Below are 20009 nucleotides of genomic sequence, written 5' to 3' on the forward strand. Positions count from 1 at the left end.
TAAGATCTTTTGCAAATATTCATTAAAAAAGACGAAAGAAGCTGGCCTGCTGTGATTTATTTCATCATGACAAGCCAGCTGATTTATTATATCCACAGGAAAGACTTGCAGCAGAGAGTAGACTTCATAAAGTTGGATACAATATTTACAGATTTTAAAAGAGAAGAAGGTGGTTCAATGTCTGAAAATACAAAACCGAATTTATTGATAAATGAGACTTCTCCCTATTTACTGCAGCACGCTCATAACCCGGTAAATTGGTATCCATGGTGCGATGAAGCGTTTAAAAGAGCAAAGGAAGAGGACAAGCCGATTTTTTTAAGCATCGGTTATAGTACTTGTCACTGGTGTCATGTGATGGCTCACGAAAGCTTTGAGGATCAGCAGGTAGCAGATATTCTGAATACACATTTTGTGTGTATAAAGGTGGATAAAGAGGAACGGCCGGATATCGACAGCATTTATATGGCAGTATGTCAGGCATTCACGGGCAGTGGAGGATGGCCTACCAGCATTTTTATGACGTATGAGCAAAAGCCGTTTTTTGCCGGAACTTATTTTCCTAAAGGATCGAACTATGGTATGATGGGATTCATAGACCTGCTGGACGCGATTATTCAGAATTGGCAGACGAACCGGCACCAACTATTAGAAACCTCGGAAGAGGTGATCCGGCAGCTTCATGCTCCGGCTAAAAAAAGTGAATCCATTGATGGTATGCTGATAGATGAAGCAGTGCAGCTTTTTGAAAAAGGCTTTGATAAAACCTATGGCGGATTTGGCAATGCTCCAAAATTCCCCATGCCGCACAACCTATTGTTTTTAATGAATTATTATGGAGCCAAGCCGGATAAAAGTATTCTGGAAATGATTGAGACCACCTTGCTTCATATGTATAAAGGCGGCATATTTGATCACATCGGATATGGATTTTCAAGGTATTCCACAGACCGATATTTTCTGGTACCTCATTTTGAAAAAATGCTTTATGACAATGCTCTTTTACTGATGAGCTATACGAAAGCCTTTGAGCTGACAGAAAAGGAAATCTATAAACAGATTGCGCAGAAGACAGCACAATACGTTCTGCGTGAAATGACAAGCCCTGAGGGCGGATTTTATTGTGCACAGGATGCGGACAGTGAGGGGATAGAGGGGAAATACTACGTATTTGATTATGATGAAATCACAAGGCTGCTGGGAGAAGAGACCGGTAAAGCGTTTAACGCATATTATGGGATTTCGGAAAAAGGAAATTTTGAAGGCAGAAATATTCCGAATCTGCTGCATCATACCAATATGGATGACCGATTCCGGGAATGTCTTCCAAAGCTTTATAAATATAGAAAGTCCCGCGCACAGCTTCATCTGGATGATAAAATCCTGACTTCCTGGAATGCCTTGATGATTGCTGCATTTGCGGAAATGTATCGTGTGCTTGGAGAAGAAACGTATCTGAAAGCTGCTGAAAAAGCCGATCAATTTATTACGGAAAACCTACAGGAGGAGGATGCCTTATTTGTCAGTTTCCGTGAAGGAGTCCGTTCATCCAGAGGATTCTTGGATGATTATGCTTTTTATATTTTTGCCCTGATCAAGTTATATGAGGCTACCTTAAATACGGATTATTTGAACAGGGCAGCCGATCTTTGCCGCAAGACGATAGAAGAATTTTGGGATGAGGAGAACGGCGGCTTTTATCTCTATGGAAAAGAAAATCAGCAGCTCATTATAGTCCCTAAAGAGACTTACGACGGAGCCATCCCCAGCGGTAACTCTGTCATGGCTTATAATTTGGTCAAGCTTTCACATATTTTGGAAGTAAGGGAATTTATGGAAAAGGAGAATCAGCAGTTGGAATTTATGTCTGCTTCGGCTAAAGAATATCCGGCAGGATACAGCTTTTTCTTGACCGCTCTGTGGATGCATTTGAATCCGCCGGAGCATATGGTATGTGTGCTGGCAGATCCGGCAGATTTAGGCAAGATTAAAGGCAGGAGAAGACACGGTGTCGATATAAAGGTATTGGAAGCTCCGACCGCCGAATATCCGCTGATAAATGATAAAACGACCTTTTACGTGTGCAGAAATCACAGCTGCCTTCCGCCGACAAATGAGGGGACCAAGGCATTTGAAATAAAGGAGGATGTATGATAAAAAGAAAAATTGTAACAGGAGCTCTTGTTTTAAGCTTGATATTATCCGGTGCTGTGTTTGCGTATGCAGAGGATGCGCCTGCATTTCAGGTAAATGGAACCAGTGTAGCATTTAATTCTGAAACAGGGCTCCCTTATGTCAGTGAAACGGATCGAACCATGATGCCCTTAAGAGCATGCCTGAACGCCATAGATTGTCAGGTAGATTGGAATCAAGAAGAAAAAACGGCCTTGCTCAGCAAAGGCGATATAAAAGTAACCATTCCTATAGGACAAAGCACTATTTTTGTAAATGAAAAACAGGTGAAAACGGATTGCCCTGCTGTACTTAAAAATGGCAGAACCTATCTGCCGCTGCGCGCTATAATGGAAAGCTTTGGATACGCAGTGGATTGGGACAATAAAACCAGAACAGTTCATGCTACTGAACTGACTGCTTCTACGATTAATGGCGGAACTACGGGAATCTTTTCACGCAGGCAGCTTACCTTTGATGGGTTTGACGGTATTGAAGGAGATGTGACCCTTCCTTATGTCAACCTTGCGGAGAAAGGAGACTGCCCTTATGTGTATTTTGGATTTGATTGGGAAAATGATTTGGGAAATGTGGAGGGCGGCTTTCAATTTATAGAGGATGAAGCCCATCCCGGTTATAATAAGTGGACCGTGTTCATGCGGCAGGGAGCCTCCTGGCTGAATGGCAGCAATTCTTATTTAGAACAGGGTTCAAAACATCATTTAAAATTATATGCAGAAAATGTGTCAAAAAATCAAGCGGACCTGGTTATTCAACTAGACGGCAGGGAAGTCGTACGAAAGGTTTCAGATCGTGCGGATTTTGATAAAGCCTGTGCCAAAGCAGTGGTATCCATGGCCATGTCAAAGGTCTTTGATGGAAGTAATTGCTTTTCACAAGCCAAAGGAGCGAAATTGGAAAATGTGAAGGTATCAAAAACAGGAACAGATTCTTATTCAGATTTTTATGGGTATGAATTATATCATAAATGGAATCCTTCCCTGGGAAAGTCAGGTATGTGGTTCGGAACGGCGGACTGCATTTCCTCCTACCTTCATTACGACCAGGATGGGGGCGTTTCCATATATAAGGCCAATTGAGTGCAAGGCAGAATCCTCGGATAGATCTGCCTGTTCAGCAGCAGATAAAAAAACTGCTTGTGAAGCTTGAGCCATTTGGTATATACTATTAGCATTGAAAATTTGTAGGAGGTGGTTTTGTGGAGGAAAAGGAATACTACTCCATAGGTGAAGTCAGTAAAATTTGTAATATATCAAAAAAAGCACTAAGATTTTATGACAAAATAGGTATAATCTCTCCTGACAAAGTCTGCGATGATAATAATTATAGATTTTATAACAGGACCACGCTATTATCTTTGCCGGTTATAAAATATTATAAGCAGATGGGTTTTAAGCTGGAAGAAATGCGCGAACTTTTTGAAGGAAATACGTATGGTATTATAGAAAGGCAGTTTCGGCGTAAAATTGATGAGCTGAAGGAGCTGGAAGAAAACATACACAACAGCTATACTTCTGTGAAGGATTGGTATGATCTGATTCTGGAAGCTCAGCTTGTTATCGAAAATGATGTACATGAAGTAGCGGTAAAGTATATCGATGCGACAACGTACTGTTTTATGGATCAAGCTTTTGAATACAATTACAGAGAATCTATCATCAACATAGAGTGGACGAACTATCTAGAAAGTATTAACAATGAAATAACAGGGCCTGTGGTTCTGAGTTTCCCTTCTTTCAAAGAGAAGATGGATGGCACCTGCCAAAAGGTTCGGATCATGCAGGAACCCATTCTGGAATACAAAGAAGAGCAAGTGACTAAGATGGGCGGATACATGGTCGCTTCCTGTTATCACATAGGAAGCCTTGAGAGCATTCATGAAACCTACCAGAAAATTTGTAATTGGGCTGACAGCCACGGATATATCTGTACGGAAGAATGTTATGAGCGGTATGTTACGGACTATTGGACCACCAGAAATGAAGATCAGTTTGTCACAGAAGTGATGATTCAGGTCACCAGAGGATAAAAAGTCATTCGAATTTGTATATTTGTATAATAAAATAGATTGATATAAAAGAAAAGCATTCCCTTAAGGGGAATGTTTTTTCTTTTAGTCCGATAAAAACATTAAAAATAAAAAAAAGAACGCTCACCACATTTTCTGGGTAGAATAGAGTAAAGGTGCGGATATATGGAGCTTTTAAAGTCAAATAATCCATAAAATCAAGAGGTAATTGTATGGCAGTAAAACGTTTTAACCGCAAGAAAATACAGAAAAAAACATGGATTGACATTCCCCTCTAGGGCAAGGATTATAATGAAAGCATATGAATATATAAGAAAAACATATTAGAAAAGAAGGAGATCGGATGGGCTATTTATTTTTGGCAATATCCATTGTTACAGAATTGATCGGGACAACGTTTTTGGCGTACTCGGAAGGCTTTACAAAGCTGAAGCCGTCCATCATCAGTGCGACGGCATATATTATTTGCTTTTACGTTTTTTCAAAAGCACTTACCATGAATCTTCATTTAAGTGTTGCTTACGCTACTTGGTCTGCGGTGGGTCTGATCGTAACATCTTTAATCTCCGTTTTTCTTTTCAAAGAGGGGATCACTCTTGCCGGAATCATTGCTCTGGCTATGATTACCATAGGTATTGTTATTTTAAACTTATTTGGAACTCCCCCGCAATAACGGTTTTTAACAAGACTTAGATACGATTTTATAAAAAGACAATATATGAGGGGACATAAACATTCCACTAAGGGGAAGGTTTGTACTTTTCTTTAGTACGAAAATGGTTTTAAAATTAGATAAAGGATAAAACTTAAGCGAAATTGTATACTGTCAAGGAGTTTTAACAACAAAAAAATACGGACAAAATATCTGTTGACATTCCCCCATAGGGCAAGGATTATAATCAAAGAAAAAGCATAGAAAAGGTCAATGTCAGAATATGATAAAGCTATAATAATGAGGCATGTGGGCATAATAAAACTGCGATTATATAAATGTAGTAAAAAATGTAAAAATAGCTTTTGTCAGTAATGAAGGTCATTATAAATTTATTAATGATAATACATTAAAAAAACGTAAATGTATCAGAACTTACGTTGAAGTGAAAGGAGTTTTATTTTTATGAACGAAGTTTCAGGAGCAGTGAGCGCGCAAGCGGTAACTGCGAAGAAAAAATTGGCGAGTTCCTTCTTTAAAAAAGGAATAACGATCGCTATCCTATCCGGTATTTTATATGGGTTTTATACGGCCTTTCTTACTCTTGGCATGACAAAAGGTGTATGGTCAGACTGGTATGGTGCTAATACAGCAGGACTTTCCGTCTTCATCATTACATTTGCTATTGCATCCATAGGCAGTTCACTGAACGATACTTTAAGCGGTGTCTGGGCACTGGCTTATGCCGCATTCAGAGGTAAGGCCGGCGACTTCTTTAGAGTACTAAGAACAAAACCGGGCAAAATTATGATTGGTGTAGCTTTAATAGGGGGTCCTATTTCCAGTACGGCGTACGTAATAGGCCTGCAGATGGCTGGTTCCATTGTTGTTCCTATTTCCGCTCTTTGTCCTTGTATTGGAGCTATCATATCCAGATTTCTTTATAAACAGGCGTTAGGAGCACGTAGATTGATTGGTATTCTGATCTGCGTAGCAGCCAGCGGAATCATTGGAGCACAGGGAATGGCATTAGACGCTCCGGATGGAATGCTTCTTGGAATCTGCATCGCATTTATCGCAGCTGTCGGCTGGGGTATCGAAGGTTGTGTAGGCGGATATAACTGCTGCATGATGGATTCAGAAATTGGTATCACAATCAGACAGCTTACATCAGGTTTATCCAACTTAATCGTTTTAGTACCAATATTCGGTATGTTAAGCGGAGAAGGTCCTGGAAAAACATTGAGTCTTGCTGCTCAGGCTTTTTCAGACAGCAATTCTATTTTATTCTTTGTTATCTCCGGCGGATTTGCATTTGCTTCCTATATGTTCTGGTACAGAGGAAACAGCATGTGCGGTACTGCTTTAGGTATGGCTTGTAATGGTGCGTTCTCCTTCTGGGGACCTTTCTGCTGCTGGTTAGTATTAGGACTAGCTTGGGGCATCGAAGGCTGGAACCTTGCACCTGCGGCTTGGTTCGCTGCAGTTCTTATGATTATCGGTATATTTATTATTGCCGTAAATCCTTCAGAATTATTTGGCAAAAAGGAGGAGAACTAAGATGAAGAAACCATTAAACTATGCAATGCTTTTACATTTTACAAAAGTAGACGAGGCTTGTGCAGATGATGTCATCGAGTCTTTGAAGGGTGACTATTCAAACTATAAAGGTTTGAAAAGAGATGCCATGATCGAAGCAATCATGACAGCGGAAGCAAACGGAATTTTGGAAGAATCCAGATTTGAGATGGATAGCACCGGAAAGCTAAGAGTATACTACAGAGCAACTGGTGAAATGAGAGATATTATTCTTAAGGCCATCGGCTAAACACTGCCATAAAATTTACATATTGAAGCAATATGGAAAGTTTATGAATATGGCAATGAACGCAATTAATAATAAACATTTTGTTATTAATGAAAGTATCCTTAGGCTCAATGCACTGGGCCTAAGGGTAAATATGAAAGGAGGATATTCGTGAGATATTATGGTGAACAGGCATTAGGCCTGATTGAAACGCTTGGCATGGTACCTGCACTGGAAGGTGCGGATAAAATGCTGAAAGCTGCGGATGTTGAACTGGTAGCTTATGAAAATATCGGATCGACACTGGTTACAATTTTAGTTAAGGGTGACGTTGCTGCCGTGAAGGCGGCGGTAGAAGCCGGTGCGGAAGCTGCTTCCGCAATCGGAAAGCTGACCGCAAAGAATGTAATGCCTCGTCCAATTCCGGCTGTAGGGGACATCGTATCAGTACATGATATTGATGCCTAGTAAATTATTATTTTAAGAAAGGAACTACACAGATGGCAAATTTTGAAGCTTTAGGCTTAGTTGAAACCTTTGGTTTGGTTTTCGTTTTAGAGGCGGCTGATGCAATGTGTAAGGCAGCTGACGTGGAATTGGTAGGATACGAAAACACAGCATCTGGATACATCTCAGTATTAGTAAGAGGAGACGTAGGAGCATGCAAGACTGCTGTAGCTGCCGGAGTAAAGGCTGTACAGGAAATGGAAGACGGCAATCTTTACAGTTCAGTTGTTATCGCAAGACCGCATCAGGATCTTGAAAAGATCATTGCTCGTTACTCGCTCGACAAATTACTTGGTTAATAATCTGCTGTTAAATCAGCAAGTTAGAATTTTGACGAAGAGGAGAGTCCTAAATGAATATTATTGATAATGATTTGCTCTCCATACAAGAATCTCGAATTCTTGCGGAGAATGCACGCGAAGCTCAGAAAGCTCTGGCAACTTTTCCGCAGGAAAAGTTGGATGAGATTGTTGAACGCATGGCGGAAGAAATCGATAAGCACATCGGCGAATTAGCTAAAATGTCCTGTGACGAAACCGATTATGGAAATTGGCAGGACAAATGCATTAAAAATAAATTTGTCTGCGAATATTTACGCACAAGACTTAGAGGCATGCGCTGTGTGGGCATTATCGACGAAGACAAACAAAACAGAACAATGGATGTGGGAGTGCCAATGGGGGTCATCGTAGCGCTTTGTCCTGCGACGAGCCCGGTATCTACTACAATATACAAAGCTTTAATAGCAATTAAATCAGGAAATGCGATTATATTTTCCCCTCATCCGAGAGCAAAAAATACGATTGCAAAAACTCTTGACATTTTAATTCGTGCAGCGGAGGGCTATGGACTGCCGGAAGGGGCTATTGCGTATCTGCATACGGTTACCCAAAGCGGTACGATTGAACTGATGAATCATAAAGCAACCTCTTTAATTATGAACACAGGTGTTCCCGCCATGCTGAATGCAGCATATCAGGCAGGAAAACCCGTTATATATGGAGGAAATGGCAACGGCCCGGCATTTATTGAACGCACAGCAGATATAAAACAAGCAGTATGCGATATTATTACCAGCAAAACTTTTGATAACGGTATTGTATCGGCAGCTGAACAGTCTATTGTGGTAGACAGCTGCATTGCCGCAGAGGTGAAAGCTGAATTACAAAATAACGGTGCTTATTTTATGTCAGAAGAGGAAGCTAAGAAGCTTGGTGCTTTATTCTTCCGTTTTGACGGAAGTGCAGATTCGGAAATGTTTGGTAAAACGGCTCAGCAATTAGCTAAAAAAGCTGGTTTCTGGGTACCTGACAATGTAAAGATCCTTATTTCGGAGCAAAAATATGTTTCGGATGAGAATCCATACTCGAAAGAAAAGCTATGTCCTGTTTTGGCTTACTACATTGAAGACGACTGGATGCATGCCTGTGAAAAGTGTATTGAACTCTTATTGAGTGAGAGACATGGACATACTCTCGTTATTCATTCCAATGACGAAGAGGTAATCCGTCAGTTTGCATTAAAGAAGCCAGTAGGCAGAGTTCTTGTAAACACACCAGCTGTTTTCGGCAGTATGGGTGCGACAACGAATCTGTTCCCTGCTATGACTTTAGGAAGCGGATCGGCAGGAGAAGGGATGACCTCCGATAATGTTTCGCCTATGAATCTGATCTATGTCCGTAAAGTTGGATATGGAGTGCGAAAAGCAGAAGAAATTACCAAGCGTATATTAGCAGAAGAAAGCGATTCCTCTTGTGCATCAGTGTGCAAGGAAGAAAAAGAATCTGAGAATATACAATTGCTTCACAGTATTTTACAAAAAGCTGTAGAAGCAATTCAAGAGTATAAATAGCTAAAATCAGACTGAAGAATCTGATAAAAATAAAGAAGAATGAGAGGTACAAATTTTGGATATTCGTGAATTTTCAGAAAAATTTGCAGAAGCTACCAAGAGTATGTCTGCAGAAGAACGCTCAGCTATCATGAAAATGTTTGAAGGTGTTTCAGGCGAAATTACAAAACCTGCAACGACCACTAGCGGAGACCACGTCGCTGCAGCTCATGGCTCTGGTATTCCGGAGGGAATGACCCAGAGACATAAATTATTAAAGGAAACTTATTTAAAGCAGGTTCCGACTATTACCACACACCGTGCTGTAGCCGTTACAAAAATTGCGAAGGAAAACCCAGGTATGCCGAAGATCGAACTTCGTGCAAAGTGTTTTAAATATTGCTGCGAAACCGCACCACTGGTTATTCAGGACAACGAATTGATCGTCGGAGCTCCTTGCGGCGCACCTCGTGCCGGAGCATTTTCTCCTGATATTGCGTGGAGATGGCTGCAGGATGAAATCGATACAATCGGAACTCGTCCGCAGGATCCGTTCTTCATTTCAGAAGAAGATAAGAAAATTTTACGTGAAGAATTATTCCCTTTTTGGGCAGGCAAGTCTGTTGACGAGTTCTGTGAAGACCAGTACAGAGAAGCTGGCGTATGGGAATTATCCGGCGAATCTTTTGTTTCGGATTGTTCTTACCACGCAACGAACGGCGGCGGAGACTCCAACCCTGGATACGATGTAATCCTTATGAAAAAAGGTATGCTGGATATTCAGCAGGAAGCAAAAGATCATCTTGCTAAATTAGATTATGAAAATCCGGATGACATCGAAAAGATTTATTTCTATAAATCAATCGTTGATACAACAGAAGGCGTTATGATTTACGCAAAGCGTATGTCAGAATATGCTGCTGAACTGGCTGCAAAGGAAACAAATCCTCAGCGTAAAGCAGAATTGCAGAAGATTTCAGAAATAAACGCAAAGGTTCCTGCTCATAAGCCGGAAACTTTCTGGGAAGCAATCCAGTCTATGTTTACCATTGAATCTTTACTAGTAGTAGAAGAAAATCAGACTGGTATGTCCATCGGACGTGCGGATCAGTATATGTACCCATTCTACAAGGCTGATATTGAATCAGGCCGTATGACTGAATATGAAGCATTTGATTTAGCCGGTTGTATGCTGATCAAGCTATCTGAAATGATGTGGGTTACAAGTGAAGGTGCTTCTAAGTTCTTTGCAGGATATCAGCCATTTGTAAACATGTGCGTCGGCGGTGTTACTCGTGACGGACGTGATGCAACAAACGATTTGACTTACCTGTTAATGGACGCTGTAAGACACGTTCGAATTTATCAGCCATCACTGGCTTGCCGTATTCATAAGGCTTCTCCGCAGAAATACCTGAAGAAGATTGTTGATGTAGTACGTGCCGGCATGGGCTTCCCTGCTTGTCACTTCGACGATACCCATATCAAGATGATGCTGGCAAAGGGCGTTTCTATTGAAGACGCCAGAGACTACTGCCTGATGGGCTGTGTAGAACCTCAGAAGTCCGGTCGTTTATATCAGTGGACATCTACAGCTTATACCCAGTGGCCGATTTGTATTGAGCTTGTTCTCAATCACGGTGTTCCGCTTTGGTATGGCAAACAGGTTTGCCCGGACTTTGGCGACATCAGTCAGTATAAGACATATGAAGAATTTGACGCTGCCGTTAAGCGAATGATTCAGTATGTAACCAAGTGGACAAGTGTTGCTACCGTTATTTCACAGCGTGTTCACAGAGACTTGGCACCAAAGCCGCTTATGTCCATCATGTATGAAGGCTGTATGGAAAAAGGTAAAGACGTTTCAGCAGGCGGTGCAATGTACAACTTCGGACCTGGCGTAGTTTGGTCCGGTCTTGCAACATATGCAGATTCCATGGCTGCTATCAAGAAAGTCGTATTTGACGACAAGAAGTGCACCTTGGAACAGCTGAACACAGCATTGAAGTCTGACTTTGCCGGATATGAACAGATTAAGGCGGACTGCCTTGCCGCTCCTAAGTATGGTAATGATGATGATTATGCAGATTTCATTGCTGCAGATTTAATCAACTTTACTGAAATGGATCACAGAAAATATAAGACTTTGTACTCTGTACTGAGCCACGGAACTCTGTCCATTTCCAATAATACGCCGTTTGGTCAGATGACAGGTGCGTCTGCAAACGGACGTGCGGCGTGGGCTCCGTTATCAGACGGTATCAGTCCAAGTCAGGGCGCTGACTTTAAAGGACCTACAGCGATCATCAAGTCCGTTTCAAAGTTGTCTTGTGACAACATGAATATCGGCATGGTTCATAACTTCAAGCTGATGGCAGGTCTTTTGGATACACCGGAAGGAGAAGCCGGCATTGTTGCATTGCTTCGTGCCGCTTGTGCGTTCGGCAATGGCGAAATGCAGTTCAACTATCTGGATAACAAGACGCTGATCGAAGCGCAGAAGCATCCGGAACAGTATCGTGACCTAGTTGTTCGTGTAGCCGGTTACAGTGCATTCTTCGTAGAATTGTGTAAGGATGTTCAGGATGAAATCATCAGCAGAACTATGCTGACGCATTTCTAAACTATAAATTAAATTGACTTTAAACAAATAGCTTTGCTGCCTGCGCTTTGTCGGCAATAAAGCCGCAGAAATTTGCGGGCAGCAATCCTTATTGGTTAAAGACCAAGATAGATCAAATTGGAGATTGAAATAGTATGAACAATGCAAACACAGGTGTTATTGAAAGAAAAGCAACGATTTTCAATATACAAAAATACAATATGTATGATGGTCCCGGTGTAAGAACGCTCGTGTTTTTTAAAGGATGTCCGCTCCGCTGCAAATGGTGCGCAAATCCCGAGGGATTAGAAAAGAAATTTCAAGTCATGTTCAAAAGCAATTCATGTACGAATTGCGGAGCTTGTGTTTCTGTTTGTCCGGTTGGAATACATTCTATTTCAAAGGATACTCAAGAGCATGAAGTACAGCACAACATTGATTGTCTTGGATGCCAAAAATGTGTAGAAGTTTGTAATGCTAAGGCACTTACTATTGTGGGGGAAGTCAAAACGATTTCTGAATTGATGGAAATCATTTTAGAAGACAAGACCTTTTATGAAGTTTCAGGAGGCGGAGTTACTCTGGGCGGTGGTGAAGTAACCATGCAGACAGAGGCCGCAACCAGTCTATTGCAGGCTTGCAAGCAGGAAGGTATCAATACTGCAATCGAGACCTGCGGATATACGAAAACTGAAAACATCTTAAAAATTGCAGAATTTACGGATTTATTTCTTTATGACGTGAAACAGATGGACCCAGACAAGCATTTTGAATGGACAGGAGTTCGTAATGAACAAATTTTAACGAATTTGAAAGAACTTCTTCATAGAAGATATAACGTCAAGGTTAGAATGCCTATGCTAAAGGGTATAAATGACAGTGAGGAAGAAATAAGGCAGGTCATTGAATTTTTAATGCCTTACCGTGATCAAAAGAATTTTAAAGGGATTGATTTGCTTCCGTATCACAAGCTAGGTGTAAATAAGTATAATCAGCTTGGTAAAGAATATCCTATTAAAGGAGATCCAAGCTTAAGTGATGAAGATTTAGACAGAATTGAAGGATGGATCAAGAAGTATGACTTCCCTGTGTCTGTTATTCGTCATTAGAAGGTGAAGGATTATTCGAACAGAAGTGAAAGGTAAGTTTTATGGGAACAGCTATTGAAAAAGCTACAGAGCGTATCATACAGGAATCGGTACCTGGCAAACAGGTCACCATTGCTCACGTGATTGCTTCGCCCATGCCTGATATATATGAGCGTTTGGGAATAGATGACAGAGGGGCTATAGGAATTCTCACCCTGTCACCTTATGAAACAGCTATCATTGCAGCAGATGTTGCAACGAAGACAGCAGATGTAGAAATTGGATTTTTAGATCGTTTCACCGGCTCAGTTGTTATCAGCGGTGATGTGCAAAGCGTTACGACAGCACTGGAAGCCGTAACTGACACCTTGTGTAACTTGCTTGGCTTTACAACAGTTCCTATTACAAAGACATGAAGAAAAAGCGTGTTATGGTGATAGGTCCTACGCATTGCGGAAAGACAACACTGGTAAATGAATTAAACGATTATGATGGTCCATTAAGAAAAACACAGGATACCATTTACGGAGAAAAAACCATTGATATGCCCAGTTCATATGTAGCGATTCCCTGGATGTATAAGCATCTGATCGCTACGGCACAAAATGCGGCATCGCACATATTACTGCTGGTAGATCAATCAAATCCAGTGGAAATTTATTCACCGGGCTTTGCCAGAGTGTTTAGATGTCCGGTCATCGGTGTAATAACCAAATGTGATTTGAAGCCGGAAAATGAGCGAGTGTGTTTAAGGCAGTTGAAGCAGATAGGTGTGAAAGAACCCTATTTTAAGATAAGTGTTCCGGAAGGAATAGGAGTCGAGGCTTTAAAGGCATATATAATTAGTACTACAAAGTAAGTAAAGGGGGATGAATATGAAATTCATAACCGAAGAAGATCTGAGAGATCTATATCGAAGTGAACCTTTTACCACCTATGAAATGGAACCGGGAACAAGACTTACCCCAGGAGCACGTCAGTTTTTAGCGGATCGGGGAATCAACATGTTTGACGACCAACCGTTTGTAAAGAAATATGTAGTGACAACCAGTGAAGATGCGACAAATGTGAAAGCGGAAGGAAAAAATCCGGAAGCCGGGCAAAAGAAACAAATAAGCTGGAAAGAAAAGAAACTTTATTGTAAAATGAAGTCAATGGAAGCTTTATTTCTTTCAACTGGGCAAGAGCTATTAAGCAAAGATGTCTTTTTAGCGCAAAGTGTGATCAATTTAGGCAAACAATTTGCGGGAATTAGAGCATTTGCGGAAGGTAAGGGCTTAGGTGAAGTCGTATGCTGTCAGGAGTGCAGCGGAATGAATGGAGAAAATTTCTGTGAAGATATGGAGGACTGTTTTGATATAACAGAATTTCATATGCAGCTGGAAAAAGGCAAGGAAATATTGAGTCTCCACAAACTGCGCTGCGCGCTGAGGGAAGTAGAGCCAGCGATAATGGAAGCATACGAAGACCAACCGAATGAAATGAAACGGTCTGAAGAAATGATCGGTAAAGTGAACAAAATTGTCAATGCTTTATCTCAAATGATTTGTTCAGCTGTTGGAGGAAAGGAATGTCAGAAAAAAACCTGACTCTGACAATATTCCCCGGTCATTTCGGGTGTGTATAATATGAAACCCACATGTTACATCGCAGATGCGTGTGCGGCTTCAAACTAAATAAAAAACAATTATGATGTACAGAAACAAACAGGTATCTTTACCCATAAGCCAAAGGATCTGATGTTTGCAGCTCCGCCGGAGCAGAACGAAAAAGGCGGAGGGGAAAGCATTGAACAGAAAGGATGTTGTAAAATGGAATTTCGAATTATTAAAACTCCTTCCAAAGGTACCATGGATATTCTCAAACGTCGAATGGGATCGAACAATAAATCAGACTTTGATAATGTAGATGCGGTAGGTTTGGTTCAGGGGAAAATGATTGAAATGATATGCGCAGCAGATGTTGCTGAGAAGGCAGTTGGTGTTACGGTCGAAGACATTAGAGGAAGCTGCCCTCAGAATATGATTTTGATTGCGATTTTCGGCGATACAGCATCTGTAGAAGATGCGATCCATGAGATAAAACGGAAATTGGAAGAAGGGAAAGATTTATGGTAACAGCAAGACTGATAGACAATGTATGGGCAACAAGAAAAGCGGACTCACTGAATGGCTTAAAACTCATGCTGGCAGAAATAATCGGCGGAGCATGTGAAGGCCAGCGAATGGTAGTAGCAGATATTATCAGTGCCGGGATCGGAGACCGAGTGATCGTGTGTCAGGGCTCCTCAGCCAGAAGGATGCTGGGGGATGATAATATCCCGGTGGATGCGGTAGTTGTCGGAATCATTGATGAAGATTGCAATTTTGGATGAATTCGGGAGGTATAAGAATGAGTCTTCTTGAACAAGTAAAAGAAGCCGGCATAATTGGTGCGGGAGGGGCAGGATTTCCTACCCATGCGAAACTAGCATCAGAAGCAGAATATATACTTCTTAACGGAGCTGAGTGTGAACCGCTGCTAAGAGTGGATCAGCAGTTGATGGCGATGTTTCCCGATGAGATAATAAAAGGCTTCGAAGCAGCCGGTAGACAAGTGAATGCGAAGAAAGCCATAATAGGAATTAAAGGAAAGCATAAAGAAGTAATTGCCATTCTGGAAGACAGAATTAAAGCGTTACAGTTGGGCGGATATGTGGAAATAGGAGTGCTTCCAGATATCTATCCAGCAGGAGATGAACAAGTATTAGTATATGAGCTAACAGGAAGAGTCGTACCGGAAGTAGGGATTCCGATTCAGGTAGGATGTGTGGTAATAAACTCAGAAACAGCATTAAACATTTACTATGCATCAGAAGGAAAAGCGGTAACCGAAAAATATGTCACTCTGGCGGGAGATATTCCTCAGAGAATGACTGTAAAGGTAGAAGTAGGAACACCGATTATAGATGTTCTGAAACTCAGCGGTATCGAAAACTTCGATGAGTATGCAGTCATAGCAGGAGGACCGATGATGGGTCCTGTTATGAACGATATAGGCGGATACATCACTAAAAAGGACAAAGGATTTGTGATCTTAAAGAAAGGTCATCCGCTGATCCGAAGAAAGAGTGCTTCAAAAGAGCAGACGAAGAGAATAAACCGAGCGACTTGTGAACAGTGCAGAATGTGTACGGATATGTGCCCAAGGTTTTTACTGGGACATGCCACACAGCCTCATAAGGTAATGAGGGCATTAGGGTATAAATCAGATAATTTGGAAGAGCAGATGATAGCTCAACTATGTTGTCAATGTAACTTGTGTGAATTGTTCGCATGTCCGATCGGATTATATCCAAAGTCAGCTAATAATTATTACAGAGACTTGCAGGCAGAGCAGGGAATGAGATATAAACGGACGAAGGAAGTATTTGAACCAAGAAGTGCAAGGGCAGACCGTTTAGTACCGAGTAAGAGACTGATCGCAAGAATTGGATTACACGATTTTGACAAGCCGGCACCGATGACAGACATAACCTTACAACCAGAAGTGGTGCATATAGCAACAAGACAGCATGTAGGTGCACCGGCAGTTCCGGTCGTAACTGTAGGAGAGCATGTACAGGCAGGGCAGAAGATCGGAAAGATTCCGGAAGAAAGTCTGGGAGCTGCCATTCATGCAAGCATTTCCGGAACCGTAACAGAGTGCGGAAATGATTATATTGCAATAAGGAGGGATTAATATGGCGAATGCAATAGGAATGGTAGAATTTACAAGTATTGCACGTGGTATTTACGCAGCAGACCAGATGGTAAAGATTTCAGAGGTAGAGATTGTGACAGCCAGCACGACATGTCCTGGAAAATATATAGCAATCGTGCATGGCGATGTGGCAGCAGTAGAAGATTCTGTCCACATAGGCGAGAAGGTAGCGGGAGAATACTGGGTAGACTCTATTATCATACCGAATGTTCATCCTCAGGTATTTCCGGCTATTACCGGATCCACAATGCCGGAGAGAGTACAGGCTATTGGCATCATGGAATCCTTCTCTATGTCCACCATGGTTATTGCAGCAGATGCTATTTTGAAATCAGCAGAACTGGAGCCGCTGGAACTGCGTTTGGGAAATGGTTTGGGAGGAAAGGCCTTCTTTACCTTTACCGGCGATGTGGCGGCAGTAGAAACAGGTGCTGAAGCAGGAAGAAATATTGCAGAAGAGAAAGGTCTGTTAGTGAATGCGGAAGTAATACCTTCCCCATCAGACAGACTGATACCGTCTTTGTTCTAATAGAGAATGATCTCTAAAATATGAAAGGGTGTGAAGCCAAATGAAAAGATTGATTTGTGCAAAAGATGTTGAGACCCTGGGAAAGCAGGGGCAAAAAGTGTTCTATATCGATGAAGACACACTGGTAACTCCGTCGGCAAAGGATGCGGCAAGAGCTTGTGGAATGACATTTTCTACAGAAACACCAGCTCCGGTATGCTGTGCGGCTCCGGCTTCGGCTCCGGCTGCTGAACCGGCTAAGGCTTGCAGTGATGGAGAAATCGATAAGGATATGATTTACAACGTTCTAAAAGCTTTAGCTGATAAGGGCCTGCTGCAGGGAGTGCTTGACGGAACAGCTTGCAGCGGTAAGCCATATACAGCAGAGCACGATGCATGCGGACTGAAAATTGTTCGCGGTAATACTGTACAGTATGACGTACTGGATACAGGAAACCCATCCGATAAGGTCTTTTATCAGGAAATTATCAATAAAGAAGACGGCTGTTCTATGAATGCCGGATTTATAACCATTGAAAACTGTCAGTTTGACTGGGAATGTGCATGTGAAGAGCTATATCATATTATAGAAGGAACATTAACAGTAACAGCAAACGGCAAAGTATATACAGCACAGCCGGGAGACTCAGTATTCTTCCCGAACGGTGCAAAGGTAGCCTTTGGTTCCCCGAATAAGATGAAAGCATTTTATGCGACGTATTAGAGGGAGATCTAGACGGAAGGAGGTATGTTAGATGCAGATGCAGGCGCTTGGAATGATAGAAACAAAAGGACTGGTCGCTGCAATAGAAAGTGCAGATGCAATGCTTAAAGCAGCAAATGTACAGCTGGTAGACAGAGTCTTTGTAAAAGGCGGACTTGTAACGATTATCATTGAAGGAGATGTAGGAGCAGTAAAAGCGGCAACAGATGCCGGAGCTGCTGCAGCCATGAGAATCGGAGAATTAATATCGGTACACGTAATACCAAGACCACATGAAGAAGTTGGAAAAACAATTATTTATCCAACTTCAAAAAAAAAATCTAGAGAAATAGCAGACGAACAGATATCCGAGCATGAAGAAAAAGTGGAAGCAATCATAGAGAATAAAGAAGAAGCACCGGAAAAGGCGGAGACAGAAGTAACTCCTGTTTCGGAAGCTGAAAGTGCAGAGCTTGATTTGAATGAATTCCATAAAGAAGACTTGGATAAACTGGTAGAGAAAAGCGGTATGGAAAAAGCTCTGGAAGCCTTAGATCAATTAAAGGTGACAAAGCTGAGAAACTTAGCTCGTGAATTTAAAGAATTCGGCATCACAGGAAGAGTTATCTCTAAGGCAGATAAGACTTCTCTGACAGAGGAATTTAAAAAATATTACGGGAAAAACTAGAAAGACAGAAGACTAAAAATATGTACTGAGGGAGAAAGAAAGGAGGAATCACAAAATGGAAAATTTTGATTATGATTTACGTTCCGTACAGGAAGTGAGAAATCTTGCAAGACTTGGAAAAGTAGCAACAGATAAGCTGGCTACTTACACAGAAGAGCAGATTGACAAGATTCTGCAAAATATGGTTCGAGTAGCGGAGGAAAATGCAGTATGCCTGGCACAGATGGCCGTAGAGGAAACTGGATTTGGTAAAGTTGCAGACAAAACATATAAGAACCATATGGCGTCCACTACCGTGTACAACGCAATCAAAAACATGAAAACAATTGGCGTGATTCAGGAAGATGTAGTAAACAAGATTATTGAGGTAGCAGATCCGGTGGGTCTGGTTATGGGTATCGTACCATCTACAAACCCAACGTCAACAGCTATCTATAAGGCAATGATTGCTATTAAAGCAAGAAATGCCATTGTATTTTCACCACATCCTTCCGCTGCAAAGTGTACAATGAAAGCTACGGAATTAATGTACAAGGCCGCAGTAGAAGCAGGGGCTCCTGAGAACTGCATCGGATGCATCTCTATGCCGTCCATGGCAGCAACAGATGAACTGATGCACGCAAAAGAAGTTGCTATTATCATAGCAACAGGCGGTCCGGGAATGGTAAAGGCTGCGTACAGTGCAGGAAAACCAGCATTGGGCGTAGGAGCAGGAAATTCTCCAGCGTACATTGAGAGAACAGCTAATGTAGAAAAAGCAGTAAGAAACATTATGGCCAGCAAAACGTTTGATAATGGTACAATCTGTGCATCAGAACAGTCCATCATCTGCGAAGAATGCAACCACGACGCAGTCGTAGCTGAATTTAAGAAGCAGGGCGGCTATTTCATGACAGCAGAAGAAACAGCAAAAGTTTGCAAGCTGTTATTTAAGAATGGTCACAGCATGAATGCTAAATTTGTAGGAAGATCTGCTGATGTAATCGCAGAGGGAGCAGGAATCTCTATTCCTGCAGGCACAAGAGTTCTGATTGGAGAACAGGGTGGCGTTGGTGACGGATATCCTCTATCCTATGAAAAGCTGACTTCAGTACTTGCTTTCTACACGGTCAAAGACTGGCACGAAGCTTGTGAACTAAGCATCGCATTACTTCAGAATGGCATTGGACATACGATGAGCTTACACACAGAAGACAGAGACATGGTTATGAAATTTGCAGCAAAACCAGCTTCACGTATCCTTGTAAATACAGGCGGAAGCATGGGCGGAACTGGTGCGAGCACCGGGTTGATGCCGGCCTTCACATTAGGTTGCGGAACCTGGGGCGGAAGTGCAACTTCCGAGAATGTAACGCCAATGCACCTAGTAAACATCAAGAGAGTAGCTTATGGCTTAAAGGATTGCGAAACATTGGCTGCTGATGATCCAACCTTCAATCATCCTGAACTTTCAGGCGGTTGCACAAGTGTTCCAAACAGTGTTGGCGGCGGTTGCTGCTCCGGTCCTGGAGCATTTAGTCCGGCTCAGTATGCAGCAATGGGCGATGCATTAAACAAAAGCTGCTGCACAACAGGAAATTCTGTAGAGCATGAAATAAATCAGGAAGATCTGATGGACTTAGTGAACCATTTGGTAAGTGCAATGAAAGGGGCTAACTAA

Annotated in this window: 20 protein-coding genes and 1 pseudogene; all 21 read left to right on the forward strand. The window is 41.8% G+C overall.

What is annotated here, in order from left to right:
* Positions 1 to 177: 177 nt before the first annotated feature.
* Complete coding sequence (locus EQM06_RS03415) at positions 178 to 2154, forward strand: thioredoxin domain-containing protein (RefSeq protein WP_128745006.1); 1977 nt, start codon at positions 178 to 180, stop codon at positions 2152 to 2154.
* A complete protein-coding gene (locus tag EQM06_RS03420; protein ID WP_128745007.1) occupies positions 2151 to 3272 on the forward strand; it encodes a copper amine oxidase N-terminal domain-containing protein in 1122 nt (373 codons plus the stop codon). The genes EQM06_RS03415 and EQM06_RS03420 overlap by 4 nt, the downstream gene beginning before the upstream one ends.
* Before the next feature lie 119 nt (positions 3273 to 3391).
* Positions 3392 to 4222, forward strand: a complete 831-nt coding sequence (locus tag EQM06_RS03425) for a MerR family transcriptional regulator (RefSeq protein ID WP_128745008.1) — start codon at positions 3392 to 3394, stop codon at positions 4220 to 4222.
* Between the two features lie 343 nt (positions 4223 to 4565).
* The gene (locus EQM06_RS03430) at positions 4566 to 4895 is read left to right on the forward strand and encodes a DMT family transporter (RefSeq protein ID WP_128745009.1); all 330 of its coding nucleotides are present in this window, start codon (positions 4566 to 4568) and stop codon (positions 4893 to 4895) included.
* Positions 4896 to 5339: 444 nt separating this feature from the next.
* Positions 5340 to 6434, forward strand: coding sequence for a hypothetical protein (locus EQM06_RS03435; protein WP_128745010.1), 1095 nt, complete (start codon positions 5340 to 5342; stop codon positions 6432 to 6434).
* A gap of 1 nt (position 6435) precedes the next feature.
* Positions 6436 to 6702: a hypothetical protein gene (locus EQM06_RS03440; protein WP_128745011.1), complete on the forward strand. Its 267-nt coding sequence runs from the start codon at positions 6436 to 6438 to the stop codon at positions 6700 to 6702.
* A gap of 150 nt (positions 6703 to 6852) precedes the next feature.
* Positions 6853 to 7149 (forward strand): BMC domain-containing protein, encoded by a 297-nt coding sequence (locus tag EQM06_RS03445; protein ID WP_128745012.1) that lies wholly within the window; start codon positions 6853 to 6855, stop codon positions 7147 to 7149.
* A 32-nt stretch (positions 7150 to 7181) separates the two neighbouring features.
* The gene (locus EQM06_RS03450; protein WP_128745013.1) at positions 7182 to 7487 is read left to right on the forward strand and encodes a BMC domain-containing protein; all 306 of its coding nucleotides are present in this window, start codon (positions 7182 to 7184) and stop codon (positions 7485 to 7487) included.
* A 53-nt stretch (positions 7488 to 7540) separates the two neighbouring features.
* Positions 7541 to 9040, forward strand: coding sequence for an aldehyde dehydrogenase family protein (locus EQM06_RS03455; protein WP_128745014.1), 1500 nt, complete (start codon positions 7541 to 7543; stop codon positions 9038 to 9040).
* 55 nt (positions 9041 to 9095) lie between these two features.
* Positions 9096 to 11642, forward strand: coding sequence for a choline trimethylamine-lyase (cutC, locus tag EQM06_RS03460; protein WP_128745015.1), 2547 nt, complete (start codon positions 9096 to 9098; stop codon positions 11640 to 11642).
* 134 nt (positions 11643 to 11776) lie between these two features.
* Entirely contained in the window at positions 11777 to 12730 is a 954-nt protein-coding gene (gene cutD / locus EQM06_RS03465) for a choline TMA-lyase-activating enzyme (protein ID WP_128745016.1), read from the forward strand.
* A gap of 41 nt (positions 12731 to 12771) precedes the next feature.
* Entirely contained in the window at positions 12772 to 13125 is a 354-nt protein-coding gene (locus EQM06_RS03470) for a BMC domain-containing protein (protein ID WP_128745017.1), read from the forward strand.
* Entirely contained in the window at positions 13122 to 13568 is a 447-nt protein-coding gene (locus tag EQM06_RS03475) for a EutP/PduV family microcompartment system protein (protein ID WP_128745018.1), read from the forward strand. Before EQM06_RS03470 ends, EQM06_RS03475 begins: the two co-directional genes overlap by 4 nt.
* Positions 13569 to 13584: 16 nt before the next feature.
* The gene (locus tag EQM06_RS03480) at positions 13585 to 14298 is read left to right on the forward strand and encodes an ethanolamine utilization protein (protein WP_128745019.1); all 714 of its coding nucleotides are present in this window, start codon (positions 13585 to 13587) and stop codon (positions 14296 to 14298) included.
* A gap of 150 nt (positions 14299 to 14448) precedes the next feature.
* Positions 14449 to 14826 (forward strand): BMC domain-containing protein, encoded by a 378-nt coding sequence (locus EQM06_RS03485; RefSeq protein WP_330548361.1) that lies wholly within the window; start codon positions 14449 to 14451, stop codon positions 14824 to 14826.
* A complete protein-coding gene (locus tag EQM06_RS03490; protein WP_128745020.1) occupies positions 14820 to 15083 on the forward strand; it encodes a EutN/CcmL family microcompartment protein in 264 nt (87 codons plus the stop codon). Before EQM06_RS03485 ends, EQM06_RS03490 begins: the two co-directional genes overlap by 7 nt.
* A gap of 17 nt (positions 15084 to 15100) precedes the next feature.
* The gene (locus EQM06_RS03495; RefSeq protein ID WP_128745021.1) at positions 15101 to 16429 is read left to right on the forward strand and encodes a 4Fe-4S dicluster domain-containing protein; all 1329 of its coding nucleotides are present in this window, start codon (positions 15101 to 15103) and stop codon (positions 16427 to 16429) included.
* Between the two features lies 1 nt (position 16430).
* Positions 16431 to 16979, forward strand: a complete 549-nt coding sequence (locus EQM06_RS03500) for a BMC domain-containing protein (RefSeq protein ID WP_128745022.1) — start codon at positions 16431 to 16433, stop codon at positions 16977 to 16979.
* Positions 16980 to 17019: 40 nt separating this feature from the next.
* On the forward strand, positions 17020 to 17682 hold the full coding sequence (locus EQM06_RS03505; protein ID WP_128745023.1) for a cupin domain-containing protein: 663 nt from the start codon (positions 17020 to 17022) through the stop codon (positions 17680 to 17682).
* 31 nt (positions 17683 to 17713) lie between these two features.
* Positions 17714 to 17965 (forward strand): annotated as a pseudogene (locus EQM06_RS13390) (BMC domain-containing protein); the annotation flags it as partial.
* 439 nt (positions 17966 to 18404) lie between these two features.
* Complete coding sequence (locus EQM06_RS03515; RefSeq protein WP_128745025.1) at positions 18405 to 20009, forward strand: acetaldehyde dehydrogenase (acetylating); 1605 nt, start codon at positions 18405 to 18407, stop codon at positions 20007 to 20009.

This window comes from Aminipila luticellarii (assembly GCF_004103735.1).
Taxonomy (GTDB): Bacteria; Bacillota; Clostridia; order Peptostreptococcales; family Anaerovoracaceae; genus Aminipila; species Aminipila luticellarii.

Bases quoted from the DNA above. Each gene is read 5' to 3' on its own strand.
- EQM06_RS03415 (WP_128745006.1), top strand. From the start codon at position 178: ATGTCTGAAAATACAAAACCGAATTTATTGATAAATGAGACTTCTCCC.
- EQM06_RS03420 (WP_128745007.1), top strand. From the start codon at position 2,151: ATGATAAAAAGAAAAATTGTAACAGGAGCTCTTGTTTTAAGCTTGATA.
- EQM06_RS03430 (WP_128745009.1), top strand. From the start codon at position 4,566: ATGGGCTATTTATTTTTGGCAATATCCATTGTTACAGAATTGATCGGG.
- EQM06_RS03435 (WP_128745010.1), top strand. From the start codon at position 5,340: ATGAACGAAGTTTCAGGAGCAGTGAGCGCGCAAGCGGTAACTGCGAAG.
- EQM06_RS03440 (WP_128745011.1), top strand. From the start codon at position 6,436: ATGAAGAAACCATTAAACTATGCAATGCTTTTACATTTTACAAAAGTA.
- EQM06_RS03450 (WP_128745013.1), top strand. From the start codon at position 7,182: ATGGCAAATTTTGAAGCTTTAGGCTTAGTTGAAACCTTTGGTTTGGTT.
- EQM06_RS03455 (WP_128745014.1), top strand. From the start codon at position 7,541: ATGAATATTATTGATAATGATTTGCTCTCCATACAAGAATCTCGAATT.
- cutD (WP_128745016.1), top strand. From the start codon at position 11,777: ATGAACAATGCAAACACAGGTGTTATTGAAAGAAAAGCAACGATTTTC.
- EQM06_RS03470 (WP_128745017.1), top strand. From the start codon at position 12,772: ATGGGAACAGCTATTGAAAAAGCTACAGAGCGTATCATACAGGAATCG.
- EQM06_RS03475 (WP_128745018.1), top strand. From the start codon at position 13,122: ATGAAGAAAAAGCGTGTTATGGTGATAGGTCCTACGCATTGCGGAAAG.
- EQM06_RS03480 (WP_128745019.1), top strand. From the start codon at position 13,585: ATGAAATTCATAACCGAAGAAGATCTGAGAGATCTATATCGAAGTGAA.
- EQM06_RS03485 (WP_330548361.1), top strand. From the start codon at position 14,449: ATGTTTGCAGCTCCGCCGGAGCAGAACGAAAAAGGCGGAGGGGAAAGC.
- EQM06_RS03490 (WP_128745020.1), top strand. From the start codon at position 14,820: ATGGTAACAGCAAGACTGATAGACAATGTATGGGCAACAAGAAAAGCG.
- EQM06_RS03495 (WP_128745021.1), top strand. From the start codon at position 15,101: ATGAGTCTTCTTGAACAAGTAAAAGAAGCCGGCATAATTGGTGCGGGA.
- EQM06_RS03500 (WP_128745022.1), top strand. From the start codon at position 16,431: ATGGCGAATGCAATAGGAATGGTAGAATTTACAAGTATTGCACGTGGT.
- EQM06_RS03505 (WP_128745023.1), top strand. From the start codon at position 17,020: ATGAAAAGATTGATTTGTGCAAAAGATGTTGAGACCCTGGGAAAGCAG.
- EQM06_RS03515 (WP_128745025.1), top strand. From the start codon at position 18,405: ATGGAAAATTTTGATTATGATTTACGTTCCGTACAGGAAGTGAGAAAT.